This window comes from Paenibacillus sp. 1SOY10, assembly GCF_056836745.1.
Map to the genome: position 1 here is coordinate 159,291 of NZ_JBXENK010000009.1, position 19,258 is coordinate 178,548.

General features: G+C 49.9%; 18 protein-coding genes. 7 read left to right on the forward strand and 11 right to left on the reverse strand.

Annotated elements, in window-relative coordinates; genetic code table 11:
* Positions 1 to 9: 9 nt before the first annotated feature.
* Positions 10 to 1,851: an ABC transporter permease gene (locus AC1VOR_RS18810; RefSeq protein ID WP_482620066.1), complete on the reverse strand. Its 1,842-nt coding sequence runs from the start codon at positions 1,849 to 1,851 to the stop codon at positions 10 to 12.
* A 17-nt stretch (positions 1,852 to 1,868) separates the two neighbouring features.
* Positions 1,869 to 3,083 carry an ABC transporter substrate-binding protein gene (locus AC1VOR_RS18815; protein WP_482620068.1) on the reverse strand — a complete coding sequence of 405 codons (1,215 nt, stop codon included), beginning with the start codon at positions 3,081 to 3,083 and terminating at the stop codon, positions 1,869 to 1,871.
* A gap of 267 nt (positions 3,084 to 3,350) precedes the next feature.
* Here AC1VOR_RS18815 and AC1VOR_RS18820 point away from each other — a divergent pair, with 267 nt between their 5' ends.
* Positions 3,351 to 3,839: a hypothetical protein gene (locus AC1VOR_RS18820; RefSeq protein WP_482620070.1), complete on the forward strand. Its 489-nt coding sequence runs from the start codon at positions 3,351 to 3,353 to the stop codon at positions 3,837 to 3,839.
* Positions 3,840 to 4,111: 272 nt separating this feature from the next.
* Entirely contained in the window at positions 4,112 to 4,681 is a 570-nt protein-coding gene (locus AC1VOR_RS18825; protein ID WP_482620072.1) for a thymidine kinase, read from the forward strand.
* Between the two features lie 63 nt (positions 4,682 to 4,744).
* On the opposite strand, the gene AC1VOR_RS18830 is transcribed toward AC1VOR_RS18825, so the two are convergent.
* The 6 genes from AC1VOR_RS18830 to AC1VOR_RS18855 all read right to left on the reverse strand — a co-directional run bounded on the left by AC1VOR_RS18830 (position 4,745) and on the right by AC1VOR_RS18855 (position 10,047).
* Positions 4,745 to 6,154, reverse strand: coding sequence for a deoxyguanosinetriphosphate triphosphohydrolase family protein (locus tag AC1VOR_RS18830; protein ID WP_482620073.1), 1,410 nt, complete (start codon positions 6,152 to 6,154; stop codon positions 4,745 to 4,747).
* 186 nt (positions 6,155 to 6,340) lie between these two features.
* Positions 6,341 to 7,066, reverse strand: coding sequence for a hypothetical protein (locus AC1VOR_RS18835; protein WP_482620075.1), 726 nt, complete (start codon positions 7,064 to 7,066; stop codon positions 6,341 to 6,343).
* Positions 7,063 to 7,530: a flavodoxin gene (locus AC1VOR_RS18840; RefSeq protein ID WP_482620076.1), complete on the reverse strand. Its 468-nt coding sequence runs from the start codon at positions 7,528 to 7,530 to the stop codon at positions 7,063 to 7,065. The genes AC1VOR_RS18835 and AC1VOR_RS18840 overlap by 4 nt, the downstream gene beginning before the upstream one ends.
* 226 nt (positions 7,531 to 7,756) lie before the next feature.
* A complete protein-coding gene (locus AC1VOR_RS18845) occupies positions 7,757 to 8,512 on the reverse strand; it encodes an exodeoxyribonuclease III (protein WP_482620078.1) in 756 nt (251 codons plus the stop codon).
* 102 nt (positions 8,513 to 8,614) lie between these two features.
* On the reverse strand, positions 8,615 to 8,947 hold the full coding sequence (locus tag AC1VOR_RS18850; protein ID WP_482620080.1) for an antibiotic biosynthesis monooxygenase: 333 nt from the start codon (positions 8,945 to 8,947) through the stop codon (positions 8,615 to 8,617).
* Positions 8,948 to 8,982: 35 nt separating this feature from the next.
* Complete coding sequence (locus AC1VOR_RS18855) at positions 8,983 to 10,047, reverse strand: ABC transporter ATP-binding protein (RefSeq protein ID WP_482620082.1); 1,065 nt, start codon at positions 10,045 to 10,047, stop codon at positions 8,983 to 8,985.
* Between the two features lie 289 nt (positions 10,048 to 10,336).
* Here AC1VOR_RS18855 and AC1VOR_RS18860 point away from each other — a divergent pair, with 289 nt between their 5' ends.
* A complete protein-coding gene (locus tag AC1VOR_RS18860; protein ID WP_018753832.1) occupies positions 10,337 to 10,666 on the forward strand; it encodes an ArsR/SmtB family transcription factor in 330 nt (109 codons plus the stop codon).
* Between the two features lie 103 nt (positions 10,667 to 10,769).
* Positions 10,770 to 12,548 carry a SulP family inorganic anion transporter gene (locus AC1VOR_RS18865; RefSeq protein WP_482620085.1) on the forward strand — a complete coding sequence of 593 codons (1,779 nt, stop codon included), beginning with the start codon at positions 10,770 to 10,772 and terminating at the stop codon, positions 12,546 to 12,548.
* A gap of 335 nt (positions 12,549 to 12,883) precedes the next feature.
* On the opposite strand, the gene AC1VOR_RS18870 is transcribed toward AC1VOR_RS18865, so the two are convergent.
* A complete protein-coding gene (locus AC1VOR_RS18870; protein ID WP_482620087.1) occupies positions 12,884 to 13,063 on the reverse strand; it encodes a hypothetical protein in 180 nt (59 codons plus the stop codon).
* A 193-nt stretch (positions 13,064 to 13,256) separates the two neighbouring features.
* Between AC1VOR_RS18870 and AC1VOR_RS18875 the strand changes: the two genes are divergently transcribed.
* Genes AC1VOR_RS18875 through AC1VOR_RS18885 form a run of 3 tightly spaced genes read left to right on the forward strand, consistent with a single transcriptional unit; the run spans position 13,257 to position 16,680 of the window.
* Positions 13,257 to 13,970: a polyphosphate polymerase domain-containing protein gene (locus AC1VOR_RS18875; RefSeq protein WP_482620089.1), complete on the forward strand. Its 714-nt coding sequence runs from the start codon at positions 13,257 to 13,259 to the stop codon at positions 13,968 to 13,970.
* A gap of 4 nt (positions 13,971 to 13,974) precedes the next feature.
* Positions 13,975 to 14,679 (forward strand): DUF4956 domain-containing protein, encoded by a 705-nt coding sequence (locus AC1VOR_RS18880; RefSeq protein ID WP_482620091.1) that lies wholly within the window; start codon positions 13,975 to 13,977, stop codon positions 14,677 to 14,679.
* Between the two features lie 21 nt (positions 14,680 to 14,700).
* On the forward strand, positions 14,701 to 16,680 hold the full coding sequence (locus AC1VOR_RS18885; RefSeq protein WP_482620093.1) for a CotH kinase family protein: 1,980 nt from the start codon (positions 14,701 to 14,703) through the stop codon (positions 16,678 to 16,680).
* A gap of 59 nt (positions 16,681 to 16,739) precedes the next feature.
* On the opposite strand, the gene AC1VOR_RS18890 is transcribed toward AC1VOR_RS18885, so the two are convergent.
* Both AC1VOR_RS18890 and AC1VOR_RS18895 read right to left on the reverse strand, forming a co-directional pair.
* Positions 16,740 to 17,450 (reverse strand): maleate cis-trans isomerase family protein, encoded by a 711-nt coding sequence (locus tag AC1VOR_RS18890; protein WP_482620095.1) that lies wholly within the window; start codon positions 17,448 to 17,450, stop codon positions 16,740 to 16,742.
* A 202-nt stretch (positions 17,451 to 17,652) separates the two neighbouring features.
* On the reverse strand, positions 17,653 to 19,248 hold the full coding sequence (locus AC1VOR_RS18895) for a response regulator (protein WP_482620096.1): 1,596 nt from the start codon (positions 19,246 to 19,248) through the stop codon (positions 17,653 to 17,655).
* Between the last annotated feature and the right edge of the window lie 10 nt (positions 19,249 to 19,258).

Sequence of the window (19,258 nt, forward strand, 5' to 3'; positions counted from 1 at the left end):
CGTTATTCATTAACCTCCGATTCCTTTGGTCAGATCCGCCTTACCAAGCTTGCTCGCCAGGAAGTACATCACCAGAATAATAGCTACAATAATGACCATAATGGCGTTGGCGTACTGCTGGAAGCCCTGCTCCGCGTATTTATAGATGAGCGTGGTCAATGTTCCCGTTTGCGGCGTTACCAGTAGAATGATTAGATCCAGTTCCTTCATGACACTGATAAATAACAGCAGGAAGCTTCCGAAGAGTCCCTTGTGACAAAGCGGCAGCAGAATACGAGTAAATCGCTTGAACCAGCTTGCTCCCTGCATTTGAGCCGCTTCCTCCAATTCACCGCCAATCTGATACATGGTGCTTGCCCCCGAGCGGGTGGCGAAGGGCAGCTCATTGACGATAGAGATCAAGATAATTAAGGTCATGGTGCCGTATAGCGCCGGCAGGAACAACGTTGGCTTGGCAAACATCGACAAATAGATCGCGGATAACGCAATGCCGGGAATCAGATAAGGCAAGAAGGATACCTGCTCAATGAGCCTTGAAGACAAAGAGTTGCGCCGCTTGACGATAATGTAGCCGAATAGCAGCCCAACCACGCTGGCTACAGCGGAAGCCACCAGAGCAATATGCAGCGAGTTACCGAGGGCTTGCCCAATACTGTTATTGACCAGCACCCCTACCTCGCCTGACGCAATACGCGGATTGGATTGCCCCGTCCAGAAATGTAAGGTGAAGTTGCTCCAGCTAAAATCACCCTCAGCCAGCATAAAAGATTGCAGAACCAAAATGAGCATAGGCACAATGGCGATGCCCACCATAAAGCACAGAACAGCAATGGCAACCGGCCACTTCCAGCGCCCCAAATCAAACAATACCTTGCGCGAATCCTTACCGCCCACGGTGGCGTAGCTCTTGCGGCGTCCAATCATTCGTTGATTCATATATATGGTCGACGCGCAGACCAGCAGCAAAATCAAGCTCAAGATGTAAGATTCCGATACCATGCGGTTTTGCATGCTGCCATGCAGCATCGTAGCAATCGTGTAGTATTTGATGGGTAATCCCAGGAAAGCAGGGACCCCAAACGAACCTAACGCTTTCGAGAAGGTCAGGATGAAGGCCGACAGAATGGCCGGCATCACTAACGGGAACGTCACCTTGCGTAATACGGTAAATCGACTGGCCCCCAGCAGACTGGCGGTTTCCTCCAGGCTGGTATTGATCGAGCCTAATGTCACAGAGATTAGCAGGAAGAAAAAGGTGAAATAGTTCAAGCTCAAGCAGATAACAATCGGCAGGAAACCGTAGGACACCCAATCAGGCGGCTGGATGCCAAACAGCATCTGAACAATACCCTGGCTTCCGCCGATCCGGTCGTTCTTGAATACCGAAATCCAGGCAAACGACGTAATCCAGGAGGGCAGCATATACGGAATAATCGCCAGGAAGACCAGGGTCTTCTTGAATGGAAGATTTGTTTTGGTGGTTAGCCAGGCCAGCACTCCGCCGATGATCATGGACAAGGCTGATACCCAGATGCTGATATTTACGGAATTAAGCAATGGCTCATATAGCAGGGATTGGCTAATCTCACTGCTGATTACACGTATCCAGTGATGCAGCGTGAACTCGCCGGACACAGCCCCCTCTACACGTCTGGCATCACTCGCTGTCCACTGCAAGCTCTGCTTGAAAATCTCCCATAATGGGAGCAATACGGTATAGGCCAGAAATAACAAGGACACGCCAGTAATCAAATACAGGGGGCTTACGGCATACCCCTTCAAACGATTAAACAAACGTTGCCAACGATAAGAAGAACGAGGGGACCGCGTCCCCTCCTGTGATACCGACAATTGCTACACCATCCCTGCTACTTATTGGCTAATATGAAATCAATCACTTTTTGCGTGTTCTGATACAAGAACTTACCGTCATATGGCCACAAATTAAGCTCGCTTGTAGGGCGTTGTTCCGTCAGCTTAATATCTGTTCTTGTAGACCATGAGCCTAGAACATTGTAAGGACGGAAGCCTTCAGCCGTACCATCGCTCTCTCCGGCCATCCAGCGAATCAACAGCTTGGCGGCATGGGTATGGCTGGCCTGATCGGCCATATACAGATAGGACGTGCCTGCAACAGACATTTTAGGCGCCGTATCGTATACAAATTGCATCTTGAAGCCTTTATCGACAATGTTCCGGGACTTGCTGGAGGTAGTTACGCCAAGCGGCGGATTTTGCTGACCGGCCGTACCCACAGCAGTCACGACATCATCACTCGATTGCACGAATACCGGGTCGTTAGCCAACAGACGCTTGATAAATTCATAACCAGCATTCTCCGTATCGTTCAGCACGATTTCCTCGCCAAATTTCTCTTTATAGGCAGCGGCCATATCCTCACTGTTAGCAACCATAGTTACCAGCAAATCCATCGTGTCAGCGGAGAGCATAGGATCGTCAATGACAACCTTGCCTTTCCATTTCTCGTCCGTCAGGTCCCACCAGTTGTTCACAGGGGCTTCGCTATAAGCTTCGGTATTGTAAAAAATGGTTCGTGTAGAGAAATAAAATGGCAACCCCGGGGAATCCTCAAAGCCCGGAGCGAGCTTGCTCACGATATCTTCCGGCATATAAGCATGTAGCGCGCCAGAGGTCACCAATTCCTCCGACACGGTACCACCCGCATCCTTAATGAATACAACGTCTACATTATATAGACCCGCTTCTTGCTCACGCGTAATCTTCTCAATCATTTCATTCGTCGACATATCATAAGCCTCAACCTCAATGCCCGGATATTCTGCTTCGAAGCTGGCCTTCACGTCCTTGATTCGGCTTGATTGAGAATAGACGGTAACCTTGCCTTCTTGCTTGGCTTGCTCATACAGCTCTGCTGTCGTCTCCGTCTTGTCCAGTTCTGCTTGCTGCAGCCAACTGCTTGCCGGGGCGGCCGAAGAATTGGATGGGTCTTGCGAAGCTGTGGAATTAGTGGCAGATGGGGATGAAGCGGCTCCACATGCCGTAAGGGCAAGCGAGATAGCCAGTGTGCATACCAGGCTTGTCCAACGCGAATTCTTGTTCATGAACGAATAAAGCCTCCTAATATTGAGTAGTAGCCTCAGTATAGAAAGCTTATATTAAGCGGATATTAGCTAAGCGTTAAGTTTTGTAAATTTTATTTCATTTTATAATTTTGATTATTTTATTTACAAAAATTCCTCAAATTTTCGACACCTGTCCTGTTCATTGACAATTGGTAAACGTGTGACTATACTAGCCTTTGTCTTCCCTAGTCATCCCTCATGGAGAGTCAATGAGACTTACGATTACATATAGATAAGGAGAAATGAATGACCCTAATTCAAGGTTTGGAAATAGCCGGCGCAATCATTGCCATCTATTTTATTGTTGCTATGATGTTTTTGTTTTCGTATATTTACTTTAAAAAAGGAAGCTGGAAAAAGTCACTTTTACATATCTTTATATCCATTCTGCTGCTAGTTATTGTCGTGATGACCTATATGCTGCAAGGCCAGGCGGCTAATTCATCGTCGAATGCTGCGGATTATGCAGCCACGGGTACTGAGACTGCTCAGGCAAGCCCCATTACGGATGAGATTAAGGAGATTCTGTCCCACTCGCCAGAAGAAGTAAGCACACGGGATTTGCTGGTGGTGACACGACTCGCCTCTGCACCGTTAACCGAAGAAGAAGCGACCACTTATCGCGAGAAGCTCAAGGAATTTTACATTTATCAAGGCTTACAGGTCCACCTTGGCACAGAAGCCGAGCTTGCACAGAAATTTGAGGATTTACAGGCCTCGGCTGGGCAGAACTAATAGTGGAGTTCAAAAAGTCGGGTTTTCAGGACCAAGAAGGTTGGATGAAGCTAGGGACTGAGTAGCGGAGCTACACGTTTTCGAAGAAAACGACTTCGGAAGCATGAGAGCGTGAGCAACGGAAGGCCCGGCTGAATTCAAGATTCGATGTCGAATTTACTCCTCGAGCAACTCCGTCCTGGGAAGACGACTTTTTGAACAACCTCTAACTTAGGTGGATGATTTTTCGTGAGGGAGTCCATGAATTTACATAGAGAAGGGAACGTTATCATTTGGCACAATTATTTTTCAAATACGGGGCAATGAACAGCGGCAAATCCATTGAGATTCTAAAGGTCGCTCATAACTATGAGGAGCAGAACAAGCCGGTATTGCTGTTCACTTCGGCTGTGGATGATCGTGACGAAGTCGGTTATGTGTCTTCTCGAATTGGACTGCGGCGGCAAGCTATTCCGATCTACGAGGATACAAACATTTATGATATTGTCCAGGGTCATTCACCGAAGCTGTATTGCATCCTCGTGGATGAATGTCAGTTCCTGAGCGAGAAGAGCATCAAACAGTTGGTGCGCATCGTGGACGAATTGGATGTTCCCGTGATGGCCTTTGGTTTGAAGAATGACTTCCAGAACCAGCTTTTTGAAGGAAGCCGGATGCTGCTGATCTATGCGGACAAGATTGAAGAGATGAAGACGATTTGCTGGTTCTGCGCCCGCAAGGCGACCATGAATCTACGGGTAGAGAACGGCAGGCCCGTCTATACCGGAGAACAGATTCAGATTGGCGGCAGCGAGTCCTATTATCCTGTATGCCGCAAGTGTCACGCCAATCCGCCGTTATAACCGATTCTAATAAGTAAAAAGACCTCAAGCCCACCAGAAGGTGAATTTGAGGTCTTCTTCATTTTAGTCCAAATCGTAAATTGTCCCGACCTTCAGCCCATAGAGTTCATTGTAAATCTTCTCGGCGTAGGCATCGGTCATCCCCGCAATGTAGTCGATAATCATATGCTCCCAGGTCCAAATCGGCTTGGCCTTCTGCTGATCCCGGTCAAAGCGCCGCAGCCAATCGCCAGGGATAATCGATTTTGACGTTTCTGGATCAACGAACGCATCCCACAGCCGCTTAATCACCCAGGCGCTGCGCTTCTGGAGACGTTGCACCCGCAGATCGCGAATCATTGTCACCCAGGCAAAACTCTTAAGTACACTTACCGTACGCAGCATATCCAGGTTCTCTCGCCCTTCCTTCACGAACGTCACCTTCTGCCAGTCGCCGTCCTCCACCACGCCCAGATTGCCTACAAACAAGCTAACCCAATAGGCCTTGACCTCCCGGCGTGTACGCGAGTAATCCTGATCGCATATCGGCATTTTCTCGTTCCAAATGCGCAAGAAGTCGTCCAGCACCTCTGATACCTTTACCTCAATCCGGTCTGGTGTCCACCCTTCCCAGAACGCATCCTCCAAAGTCATGATCTTCTCTACAATTAGCCGCTGGATGTTGGAATCCTTCAGAAAATGTTCATGCACCTCAATCTTCCCAGCCTTGATTCCATCCTCCAGATCATGAGCCGAATAGGCAATGTCATCACAGAGGTCCATTAATTGAGCTTCAAAGGTTTTCTTCCCCGCAGGGATGTTCCAAACATCTCGAATATGGGAGATGTACTCCCATTCGTGAAGATACAGCCCTTTCTTGTTAACCGTACCAGGATAAGGGTATTTATTGGTGCCCAGCAGCACGGCATTGGATAGATTGAGACCGTCGATATTTTCCCGCTTCTCCAGGAACATCATTAAGCGAAAATTGTGGGCATTGCCTTCAAAATGCTCATACTTCTGCCTTAGTGCTTCCCGAATCCGTGCTTCCTCCTGTTCCGATGCTGCCCCTCCCTTCAAAGCTTCCTTGGTTTTGTCTGCAATCAGCTTCTCCAGAATTTGATCTAGCACTTCCTCGCCCTTATGACCAAATGGAGGATGACCAAAATCATGACAAATCGCCGCGCATTCCACGACCTCGGGATCGATAACCAGGCCGGGGTGGGCTGCCTTCTCCGTCGCCACCACCGGATAGGCACGCAGCAAGCTTCGCGCCGCTTCTCTGGCAATTTGTGCCACCTCCAGCGAATGGGTCAGGCGCGTACGGTAATAATCGCCGGTCCCCGCTCCGAACACCTGTGACTTGCCTTGCAGGCGGCGAAAGGTCGGGGAATGGATCAGCCGCGAATAGTCGCGTTCAAAGGTGGCACGGTGTGTCTCCTGCCCAATATTATCGGGATATTGCCGGTGCTCCCTTAACTCCTGAATATTCATGGGTTCGTACTCCTTTTCTTTCTCTACTATTTGTTATTGTATCCGCCTTGCTCCCGAACATAAAGCATTCGTCTATATTTTCACCAGCCGCATACAAAAAAGGCCGGCCCTTCGGCAAGCCTGTCCTGCAAGCAGCGTTCCTGTTCGCCGCTTTTTCTTCAATTTATAGGTGCTTGTAAATGTCCCCTAGGAGTAACCTAACCGCCATAAATCGCATGTCCCGGAGCATTCCGCACTGCGCTGGCCCTCCCCGTCTTCTCTCCGCGCTTCGCTCTCCCAAGCCTCAACCAGCAAACTCACATAATCCACCGACTTGGACAGATTGAGAGTTTCTCCGGTGAAGGAATACCGGCGGTCCTCCAGCAACGCATGAACCTCGATTTCTGCCGGGGGCCGGCCAAAAGCGCTATGCCAAAACACATTAGCCATGTGGACAAAGGCATCGACCATCTCCTCGTCATCCTCAACAAGGAACTTCTGTATCTTCATCTGCCGGGGATCGCCGCGCTCCTGCCATACGGCTTGAACAATGAGGGATAACTGCATATCAAGACCCGTCGCTTCGGTACTCCAATTCTCATATAAGGCCACCGGATAATCATAGATCATCATCCCTGTAATCAGGGTTAGTTGTCCCACAACCTGGTTATATACCTGCCAGTAAAGCAAAGGGTCGGGAAAATCACTCTGATTACGGGGCCATCGCCGATTCAGCAGCACCTGGATCGGGGTATGGAGGCGAACTGCGGGGGGCAAGGTGAAGTAGTCATTGATGGCATGACCGACTGCGTATTGAACACGCTGCTGCCAGGTAATTCGCTGGCTCTGGCCCCGCCCGGTTCCCGCCGATACCATCTTGTATGAGCGAATCCAGGTCTCCAGTTCATAGTCCGCCACTTGCTTCATCATCATGGGCGCGAGATCGCCTCCAGGCTGCGGGCGAAGCTAGCGCCAAATTCATGGCATAGTACCTTCTCCTCCGCACTTGGGCCATATTCCACCTTCAGAGGCTCCTGAACGATGACCGCGCCAAATTCGCGAAGCCGCTGCTCCAGCTCATCCACGGCAGCACAATATAATCGGTAGGAAGTATCCCCGCTACCAAATGCAGCAGAACGACTGCCTTGCAAGTCCAATTCCTTCATCTCATCGATAAAATCCTCGAATTCATCAGGAAGCTCGCCATCTCCCCAAGTATAGGCTCCCAGCAAGTATGCATCATATTCCATCAAAAGAACTGCGTTGCAGTCCTCCACCATCTTTAAATCGGCTGTCGCTCCGGTACTGCGTACACCCTCGGCGATCAGTTCGGCCATCTCCTCCGTATTGCCGGTCAAGCTGGCATATACGATTACCACTTTACTCAACGGCTCCATCCTCCCATCAAAAATACATCTTATATCGAAGTATATTTGATAATGATTCTCATTGTCAATAAGGAGAGGAACTTAAAGTGAAAGGATAGACGGGTTATTCTGCAGGACGATCGGTGAGGCCGTACATCAGCAACTCCAACGTACGCTCCATTTTCATCATAAAAAAGCCGAAAGGAACACAATCCCTTCGGCTTTTTTTCACTCACCCTAAGCTACAAATGAGTTATTATAGATCCACCGTTAAGACCACCGGACAATGGTCACTGCCCATCACGCTACAATGAATGTCGGCTTCGCTCAGCTTGGGCTCCAGGATGGAAGACACCAGGAAATAGTCAATTCGCCAGCCAACATTGCGCTCACGTACCTTCGGCATGTAGGACCACCAGCTATATACGTCTTCGCGGTCAGGATAGATATAACGGAACGTATCGGTGAAGCCCGCAGCCAGCAAGTCTGTCATCTTCCCGCGTTCTTCGTTGGTAAAGCCGGAATTGCCAAGATTAGACTTGGCGTTCTTGATATCAATCTCCTGATGCGCTACGTTCATATCCCCGCAGACAATAACGGGCTTCACAGCATCCAGAGATAAGAGATAGCCCCGGAATCGATCCTCCCATTCCATTCGGTAGTCAAGACGGGACAAGTCCCTCTTGGCGTTGGGCGTATATACCGTGACGAGATAAAAGCTCTCGAACTCAAGCGTGATTATTCTTCCCTCCGGCTCGAAATCCTCCTCCATGCCGTAACGCACAGAAAGTGGCTCAACCCGTGTAAAGACCGCGGTGCCAGAGTACCCTTTTTTCTCCGCATAGTTCCAGTATTGCTTATATTCATCGCCCAAGTCGAGCTCGATCTGACCTTGCTGGAGCTTTGTCTCCTGAAGGCAAAAAATGTCTGCGTCCACTTCCCGGAAATAATCCATAAACCCCTTGCCTACGCAAGCGCGCAAGCCATTCACATTCCATGAAACCAGCTTCATACCGCTCTCCCCTAAATCGCCTGTTGTAGTTGGACTCTCGAACTCTATCATCCTGCTACAAGTATATCACAGGACGATAGTCGATCATGTTCATGGGCAGGCTTAGGCATTAGAGTAGGCTTGTCCCTTCTTGACCACTTCGGCGTCGTACAATTGAACGGTTGTACTCAGAATATGTGAGGGCGGCTGTTGGCCCCGGCTATTCTTATGTCCCTGAATATGGGCGTCGCTCTTCTCCCAGTTCTTCCACGCATCCTGCGATTCCCAGCGGATGATGACAACCACTTCTTCGTGTTCGGTGCTCTTCCGATTGACCAGCACGCTAATGTCAACCAGGCCTTCCATTTGATCGATGGGGCTCTCGGCACGGAAGCGCTCCATTACCTTCTCACTGCTGCCCTTCTCAACCTCCATCGTTCTTGTCATGATGAACATTCAAGTTCCTCCCTATGAAAAAATAATAGCGTCGCTTAACCTTGTTGTGCTAAAACAGGTTGCTCATACACGCCCGCAAGCTTGCGGCGCTTACGCAGCACCGCCTCAGGTGGCGTTACAGGCGGGGCATAGGGATGCAGCAGCCACGACTTCACGGCATGGGTATCGGATACCTGGTACAATGGCGGCTCCTGCTTAAAGTCAATCTCCATCGCATACGAGCTGCGCAGCGCAAAGGCATCACCATGCGGCGGACGAATCAGATCAGGTGGAGTGCCCGGAATGGCCGCCAGCTTCGCCCCGCCCTGCTGATCCAGGCTCGGCATTGAGGCCAACAGACCCCAGGTGTATGGATGACGTGGATCATAGAAGATCTCCTCCGCTGTCCCCATCTCTACAATCTGGCCCGCATACATGACCGCGACCCGATCCGCCATCTTCGCGACGACACCCAAATCATGCGTAATGAAAATAATAGCTGTACCGATTTTCCGCTGCAATTCCTTCATCAGATCAAGAATTTGTGCCTGAATGGTTACATCCAGTGCTGTGGTTGGCTCATCGGCAATCAAGAGCTTCGGATTAGCCGCCAAGGCGATGGCAATGACGACACGCTGCCGCATCCCGCCGCTAAATTCATGCGGATATTGCTGGAACCGACGTTCCGGATTCGGAATGCCAACGAGGCCCAGCAGCTCAATCGCCCGGTTATAAGCCTGTTGCTTATTCATCCCTTCATGCAAATGCAGCACCTCAGTGATCTGCTTACCGATCTTGATCGTCGGGTTCAGCGAAGTCATCGGGTCCTGAAAGATCATGCCGATTTCCTTGCCGCGAATTTTCTGCATCTGCTTCTCCGTCTTGCGGATCAGTTCCTGACCGTCGAACCAAATTTCCCCACGTTTATATACGCCCTGCGGACGGGGAACAAGTTGCATGACCGCTTGCGAGGTGACACTTTTGCCCGAGCCGGATTCGCCGACTATGGCCAAGGTTTCTCCTTTGTTCACGTGGAAGCTGACGCCCCGAATCGCCTGAACCTCACCCTCCCGCGTTTTAAATGAGATTGCCAAATCTTTAACTTCCAATAAGTGCTCCATCTTCATCTATTCCTCGCTTTCCTTTGAATCCATCTATAAATTACGAAATAATAGCTGCAGTCCTTGGGATGATAATGATTATCATTATTGAGTATAGCATGAGCGGCTTCCGTTACTCAATCGGGAATCATCTGCCAGCTCGAAGCTTTTGCCAAATGAATTCGCTTACTTATTGAGAAAGTTGAAAATACGTCATTTTTCCTCTATCCAGTTCCACGATCCTGTGCTAATATACTAAATATGCAAAGATTCAGATATATAAAATTTCAGATTTTAAGGAGTTTAGACGATGGATGCGAACTTGCAGCAGTTTAAAGCAGAATTTTTCAAAGCTCTCGCCCATCCGATGCGAATTCGTATTTTGGAGGTGCTAAGCGAAGGCGAGCGAAATGTCAATGAACTGCAAACGATATTGGGCTCGGAAGGGTCCGCCGTATCCCAGCAGCTAGCCGTTCTTCGCGCCAAGAACCTGGTCAATACCGTCAAGGAAGGAACGACGGTCGTTTACTCGCTGCGAGATCCGTTGCTTAAGGATTTACTTGCGGTTGCCCGGCAAATATTTGATAACCATTTAGTCGAATCGATTTCCCTACTGCAAGGGATTCGCAACCAAACATAGGATACCCCATTTTTTCCCCGCCGGGCTGCGGGGGTCTTTTTTGTTTTTCAGGAACGGTTGGTTTCATAACATGCAGATTTCTCAGAAAAGAAGGGTTTAACAGATGAAGTGGAAAGAAAGGCTCACTCATTATGACGCTGCAAAATTTCGCAAGGATCTGATCTCGGGGTGCATTGTCGGCATCGTCGCTATTCCCCTCGGAATGGCCTTCGCTATCGCTTCAGGAGTTAAGCCGGAATACGGCTTGTACACGACGATTATCGCCGGTATTCTGATCTCGCTCTGCGGGGGCTCCAAGTTCCAGATCGGTGGGCCAACCGGTGCATTTATTCCGATTCTGCTTGCCATCGTGCTGCAATATGGATATGAAAATTTATTAATTGCCGGCTTTCTCGCCGGGATTTTCCTTATCCTGATGGGGGTACTCCGATTAGGAACCCTGATCAAGTTCATTCCCCGTCCGGTGACCATCGGGTTCACCGCCGGGATAGCCGTTACGATTTTCAGTGGACAAATCGGCAACTTCCTGGGCCTGACCGGTATGGAGCGGCATGAGTATTTCTTTGATAACATGAAGGAAATTGTATTGCGTCTGCCTACCTTGAATATATACAGCATCTTAACGGCAGGGATATGTCTGGCTGCTCTGCTATTGACTCCTAAATGGTTGCCGAAGGTGCCTGCTTCGCTGGTGGGTATTCTTGTCTCTACCTTTGCCGCCATCTGGCTGTTCCCTGGCAAGGTAACGACGATCGGCTCGGCCTACGGTGTAATTCCCGGCGGCTTGCCCAGCTTCCATCCGATCTCGCTAACCTGGGACAACATCGTACCTATGCTACAGCCAGCCCTCATTATCGCCTTGCTTGGCAGTATTGAATCCTTGCTCTCCGCCGTGGTTGCCGATGGCATGACGGGCACCCGTCACAACAGTAACCGTGAGCTGATCGGTCAAGGAATTGCCAATATAGCCGCACCGCTATTTGGCGGTATTCCAGCCACCGGGGCTATCGCCCGGACGGCGACCAATATTAAGAACGGTGCGGTATCGCCGTTGTCCGGCATCATCCACGGGATTGTCGTTCTGTTGGTCGTGGCCCTGTTCGCGCCATACGCTTCGAACATCCCGCTTGCCAGTATGGCGCCCATCTTGATGGTTGTCGCTTGGAACATGAGCGAACGAAAATCCTTTGCCCATATGCTAAGAACACGTTCGAGCGATACACTGGTCCTGCTAGTGACCTTCCTTCTAACGGTGTTCGCTACGCTGACTGTGGCCGTGGAAGTAGGACTTATCCTGGCCGTCATTCTCTTCGTGAAGAGAATGGGCGACCTTCTAACGGTCGACAAGGTGCTGCCGGACCGCTCCTGTGCCGGAGAGAAGGTCATGGCACATATGGTCACCAAGGAGCATGATTGTCCGCAAATTTCAATCTTTACCGTAGATGGTCCGCTCTTCTTCGGGGCCTCTCAGGCCTTTGACCGGTTCGTCGCCCAAATCGACAGCAATTTGCTGCGCGTGGTGCTGATCCGCATGGGTAAGGTACCCTTTATGGATACTACCGGGGAAGCCAACTTCACCTCGATGGTCAAGCAACTCCAGCAAGCAGGAATCACGGTGCTGGTCTCCGGCCTGCGTATCCAGCCACGCAAGCTGATGATGAAGACGGGCTGCTACGAGTTGATTGGGGAAGCTCATTTCTTCGAGCATACCGGCGAAGCCTTAAGCACGGCACTTGAACTGATTCACCAGGATAAATGTCGTGGATGCAGACATTTTGCGTTCAGGGAATGTCCCGCCCTATGCGGAGCAGAACCGGAACAACGCCACAAGTTGTCCGATCGCAAGGGAGCCCTTGTTCGCGACGGTAAGGTTACTGTGTAATAACCCCCAGCATAATAGAAATAAGTAAAAATGCAGCCCTCTTCCCAAGAGAGCTGCATTTTTACTTATTTCTCAAATAACTCACGAATGACAGTTGGAGGACCTGCTTCATTTTTTATTCTGTAGGATGCACTCCGCTGAGGGATATATTGATACACGCTTAGGTATGCATTATCGTAAAGCGTTAACCCGAATGCCCGCTCTTCCCCCATTTTAATCGTTATCCAGAAGGATTCTGTGTAGGTTATATTAGACAACTTGGACTTGCTCAATTCGAACTGAGACAGATAATTGAGGATTTTGGCAATTTCCTGTTTATTTGTAATGAGCACCTCCTATTCATCGGCAGAATCATATAAACGGCTGATTACTTGCAGGGAGCTAATTTCATCCACAGACACTTTATTCAATACTACCTCTTGAAATGAAGTATTTTGGAACTGTTGATAAAGTAGCACCATCACTACAACTAACAGCAAAGTAATGGCAATCGTCGTGTATTTAATCTTTTTCATATATCCTCACCTCTTTATCCAACCCTGGATTTATGCGTAGTCTACCCCTACCCTTTCGTTCCTCATTCTTCCATTTGTTATCGCAATGTTAAAACTTTCAGTTCATTTTCAGTTCCCGTTAAGTGAACAATCAGCAAGCGCTGTTAGGATAAGGTCTGTACTTAATCATCGCGAGAAAAGAGGTGCTACCACAATGAACGCCAAGCTGAGATTTCGCCACGAGTTGAAATTTACGATTAACCGGCAGCAATATTTTATTATTCGCCAGCGTTTGACGAGCTTGATCCGCCACGATGAGTATGCCGGGCACAACGGTGAATACCATATCCGCAGCTTGTACTTTGACGATATCGACGACTCGGCGCTGCATGACAAATTGGGCGGCCTACGTGACCGGCGCAAATACCGGATTCGCATTTACAATAATCGAGATACCCTGATTCATTTTGAGAAGAAAATCAAAAACGGCGATTTTATCGCCAAGCTCAAGGAGCCGCTAACCCGGGAGATGTATGATTCCATTCTGAGCGGCAATATCGAGGTGCTACATGTGCCGGACAAGCCGCTGCTGATGGAGCTGTATCACGAGATGAAGCATCGTCTGCTGGCTCCTCGTGTCATCGTCGATTACGTCCGCGAGCCCTTTGTCTGCGAGAGCGGCAATGTTCGCATCACGTTTGACAAGGAGCTGCGCACCGGCCTGCATGCCATCGATATTTTTGACGAGAATTTACGACCCGTTCCGGCGCTGGATGATCAATCGGTCATTCTTGAAGTGAAATACGACGAGTATATCCCGGAATACCTTCGGGCCGCCCTTCAGCTTGAGGGGCTCCGCCAGCAATCGGCATCCAAGTATGTCATTTGCCGCAAGTACCTAAAAACCAACTCATGGGAGGATTATTAAACTTATGAATACCACCGGAACCAACGATACAGCAACTACCTTCAGCGATATTATTAAAAGCTCGGTCCTGGACAATTTCAGTTCGAGCATCAGCATCTCGCAAATTATTATTTCCCTGGGCGTTTCGTTTCTCATTGGATTATTCATTTACACTTTGTACAAACGAGTATTCAGCGGTGTGCTGTATTCCAAAGGCTTTAACGTTTCGCTGATCGGAATGACGATGGTCACCGCCATGGTCATTATCGCAATTAATTCCAATCTGGTACTGTCCCTCGGGATGGTCGGCGCCCTGTCAATTGTTCGTTTTCGGACGCCCATCAAGGACCCAACTGACCTGATCTTCCTGTTCTGGGCGGCCGCTGCAGGCATCGTTGCCGGAGCTGGCTTCTACACACTTGCAGCGATCGGCTCGGCTATCATCGGCCTGATTCTCTTCCTGTTCATCAAGAGCAGTTCCCTGGAAGCGCCCTATCTGCTTGTCGTCAATTGCGAGAGCGATGAGAGCGAACAGCTTATCCATGCTCAAATCGGCAACCTGGTCAAACGTTATAATGTGAAGCAAAAAACAGTGACCCCCGGCAATATCGAAATGACGCTGGAGGTACGCCTGCGGGAGCAGGAGGGGCATTTTGTCAACCGTATTTCTGAGCTTGGCGGTGTCAAAAATGCGGTGCTAATCAGCTATAACGGCGATTATGTGGCTTAAGCGATGCGGAGGTGACCCACGATGAAACACCAAGGAACCAAGCTTCTGCTATGGCTATGCACCGGGCTGCTATTCTTCGGCCTGATCGCCTGCGAAGCTTTGTATCAGAATCAGAATAGTGGAAGTCCCCTGAACTCAGGGGATACGGTTGGCAGTAGCACGACGGTATCTGCAGAAGAGCAGTTGCTGGATGAAGAAGTTTTCCCCAAAGACCAGGTAATTGATGTGAAAATTACGTTAGATTCTGAAGATTTTCAAGATATGCTCGATAACGCCAGCGCGGAAGAGTTCAAAACAGCTTCCGTTGATTACAACGGTCAGCATTTCGACAACGTAGGCATTCGTACCAAGGGTAATTTAAGCCTGCGCAGTGTGGTGCAAATGGCGGATTCCGATCGGTACAGCTTCAAGCTGTCTTTCGACGAATATGTCAACCAGACCTTGAACGGCATTGAGAAAATCAATCTTAACAACAATTACAGCGATGCATCTTATATGCGGGAATACCTGGCGTATGAGTTGGCCGAGCAAATGGGCTTGCCTACACCGAAATTTTCCTATGTGAATGTATACATTAATGACGAGTTGTGGGGCTTCTACCTCGCCGTGGAGCAGATTGGCGACGCTTATCTGGAACGGCACTTCGCCAATGCTTATGGTGCGCTCTACAAGGGTGAAATGACTGGTACCGGGAGTGAGTTGACCTGGCTGGGGGACGACCCCGATGCCTATACGGGGCTGGCGCTCAAATCCAAAACCACCAATGACGACATGGTGATTGATATGCTGGATGAACTGAATAATGGTACGGATTATGAAAAATACATCAACGTCCCGCATGCCCTTGGCTACATTGCGCTGAATGTCCTTACCAATAATACGGACAGCTACATTGGCGGCAATAAGCAAAATTATTATTTATATGAAGATGAAGGTGTCTTCTCTATTCTGCCTTGGGACTACAACATGGCCTTTGGCGGTATGGGCGGCGGAGGCATGGGTGGTATGGGCGGTATGGGTATGGGCCGGGGTGAAGCACAGAACAACCAGCAAGGTCCTGATCGTGCCACCCGTGGCAACGAAGCGGCGGCTCCAAGTGATGAAGACAACGGAACTGGTGAGGAGGCTAATTCTGAATTACCAAGTGCCGAGAGGGATGAGAATTCCACAGGCATGAGGGGCGGCGGTCGTACGGAATTGCTGATCGATGAGCCAACCCAAGGTGCTGTAGCAGAGCGTCCATTAGTGGCCAAACTCCTGGCTGTCGAAGCCTTCAAAACCGAGTACCACAATCTGTTGCAGCAGGCGATCGACGGATACTTGGCTGATGAGAATTTCTCTGCCCGTGTCGCAGCACTGTCGGACATGATCTCAGCTTATGTTGAAGCTGATCCCACCTCCTTCTACACCTATGAGGAATATCAGGAAGCGATTCCCCAACTGATTACCACCAATGCCAATCAAGTGGACAGCATTAGCCAGCAGCTTGACGGCACTATTGCTTCCTCCGGTGACGGATCGGGAAGTGGCGGTATGGGTGGCATGGGTGGCATGGGCGGCATGATGCCTGGTGACATGGGAGATAATACCGGTGGCGAAGAGATGCCCACGTTTGGTGCTCCCCCCAGCGACACCCCTGCACAGAACGGTGTAGCGAATACGACGCAGGGCGAAGTTCCCACCGCACCGGGAGACAATGGGCAGCCACCTACAGAGGGGTCCACCAGCGAAGATGGTGGCGAACAGGTGCAAGGTGACCTGCCTGCTGCCGAAAACAACGCTGGGCTACAAGGTGCCATTCCCGAAGATGGCCGCGGCCGTGGACAAGGCGGCGGTTTCCCTGGAGGAGGCGGTATGGGAGGCGGTCCCGACGGCTTTGGGCCGGGCGGAACCACAAGTTCAGCCGAAGGCCAGCGTGAGGCTGTCGTTGCCGGAAGCGCCTTGCTTATACTTCTACTCACTACCGGGTTTGTGGCCTTCTTCCGTAGGAAACGGCTCTAATAAATAGAAGGTGATGCTCGATTATTTCGGCATCACCTTCTTCTCATTAATAGAGGATTTTATAATTGAAACAAGCTTCCGTATCCCTGGAGTTGCTCCTTAATGCCATGGGCACGCATGGCGGCCCACAGGCTTGCTCCATTGCTGGTGATTACCGGAATGCCCAAGTCTTGCTCCAGGCGGTCTACAATTTCCATAGTCCGAAAGCCCGTACAGCTTAGGAACAACAACTCCGTTTCTGGCGTAACCACTTCCTTGCCAAGACGATAACTGATATGAGGCGGATTTTTGCCTATATTTGAAGCCACTTCAATGCCTAGACCCTTCAAGTTAACAATCTCGTACCCCGCCGCCGTAAAATACCCTTTGGCCGCTTCATTCAAGGAGTCGATATAAGGGGTTGCAATGGCGATCTTCCGTCGCCCCATAGCCTCAAGCGCCAAGCGACAGGCATAGCTGGTTGTCAGTATTTTCGCACTAGCCAATGACTGAAGTCTGGCCCGAAACTGATCATCCCATTCCATCCCCTGCAAAAAGCTGCCCGAAGTACAACCATAGATCATTACATCACTCAAACAGCTTTCCAACTCATCCACCGCTCGCTCGGCGTTCGCCGACATGGCCGTTAACCCTTCAGGATTGGTAGCCGTCAGCTTCACCCTCGTGGTATGCACAGAAATCCCCTCTGGCACCATTCTCGATAGCTCCGACTCCATCACCGTATTGGTCGAGGGCAAAATCAAACCAATGCGTTCCCTATATCCATACATAGCGCATTACTCCCCTGTGTTTTATAGGTATTGTCTATTCTATTGTATATAATACAAGGGGGTGAAGTAAATCATGTTTTTAAAGGGGCTCACGCAAAAAAAGCTCATTTCTACTAAAGAAGGAAGTAGAATAAGCTTTATCACACACAAGAATCGCAACTCCCAATATGCGAAAATGATGAACAAATTCGCTTCTGCTCTCCTAAGCCCCAACCTCCCGGAACTCGGTTGGCGTCATCCCGGTTAACTTCTTAAAGACCTGGGTGAAATAGCGCGGGTCCTGATAGCCTACCATAGGAGCGACTTGATAGACCTTCACATGGCTGTTCTTCAAGATATACTTCGCCTTCTCAATCCGGCACTGGGTCAGGTATTCCAGGAAGGTATATCCCGTCACCTGCTTGAACAGTAGACAGAAGTGACTGATGCTGAGATCCGCCAGTTCGGATACCTCCTCGATGCTAAGGTCCTTGTGGTAATTGCCGAGAATATATTCCTGCGATTTGGCAATGACCGTCTGAATATCTTCCTTAGTAGAGTTTTCCCGACTTTCTGTAATCCACTTCCCGAAGCTGGCCTTCAAGAATCCTATCATTTCGGGCAGAGTCCCCAAGGAATGCAACTCCTGGAGCAACCCTTCCAACGACCACTCTAACAACAAGTTCATATGCTCATATTGGCGGTACAATACGACGGTTAGCTCCACAATGATTCGCTCAGCCACTTCCTTAGTAATCGCCTGCTCCTCAATATACTGCCTCGTCTCATCAAAGGCCGACAGTAGCCGTTCCCGGTGCAACGTGCGGATACTATCCAGCAACACAGCTTCCAAATGCTTTGGATATCTCGGTTCCGAAACAACGCTCCCCGCAAGTTTGGCATCATCGACGAATACCCCCGGATGCTCACTGTAGAATCGACGATACAGCGCCTTGGCCGCACTCTGATAAGCCTCGCTCAAGCTCTCCAGTCCTGACGTGGTTTGACTGAATCCAATAGAGCAAGACAACTTGGTATTCTGTTTGATCTGACGAATGACATCCGTGCCCAATTCTTCCTTCTGATCGCTAAGCGGGCTTGGGAACAGGAGAATCCATTCACCCCCATGAAAAGGAAAGACCGTCAGTCCCCCGTGCTCAAGTGACCATTCCGCTAAAATGTTGCGAATCGCGAACAGCCATAAGCGCCGCTCGTCAGAGGACCATTGCCCCGTTAGCTTCAAATAATGGTCCAGTTGAATGACGGCCATGAAGTACCCCTGTGACAGCTCGCTGTTCTCTAGCCAGCGCATATGCTCAAGAGGACTTTGACTGGAATTGCCTTCAATGAATTCGGCAAACATCCGCTCACGTGCCAGTACCGACAAGGCTTGCACCGAATGCAATAGCCGGTCGTTCTCCGTCTGCTTCTCCAGATTCTTCTTGGCCCGCTCCAGCATGCCAATCAGTTCATCATGATCGATCGGCTTTAGCAAATAATCGAAGGCGCCTTCCCGCAGCGCCTCCCGTGCATATTCAAATTCACCGTAACCGCTAATAAAAATAAACAATCTCTTGGCGTTCTCCGCTAGCACTTCCTTCATTAACGCAATGCCGTCTATTCCCGGCATACGGATATCGCTGATAATCATATGCGGTGACAGCTCGCGAACAAGCTGTAGCGCCTTCTCTCCGTTCCGCGCCTCACCCACAATCTCCAGATTCATCTGCTCCCAGGGAACCGCCACCTTCAGGCTGCGCAAAATGACCGGTTCGTCATCCACCAGAATAACCCGGTATTTCTTATCCTGAACGACCATGTCGTTACCT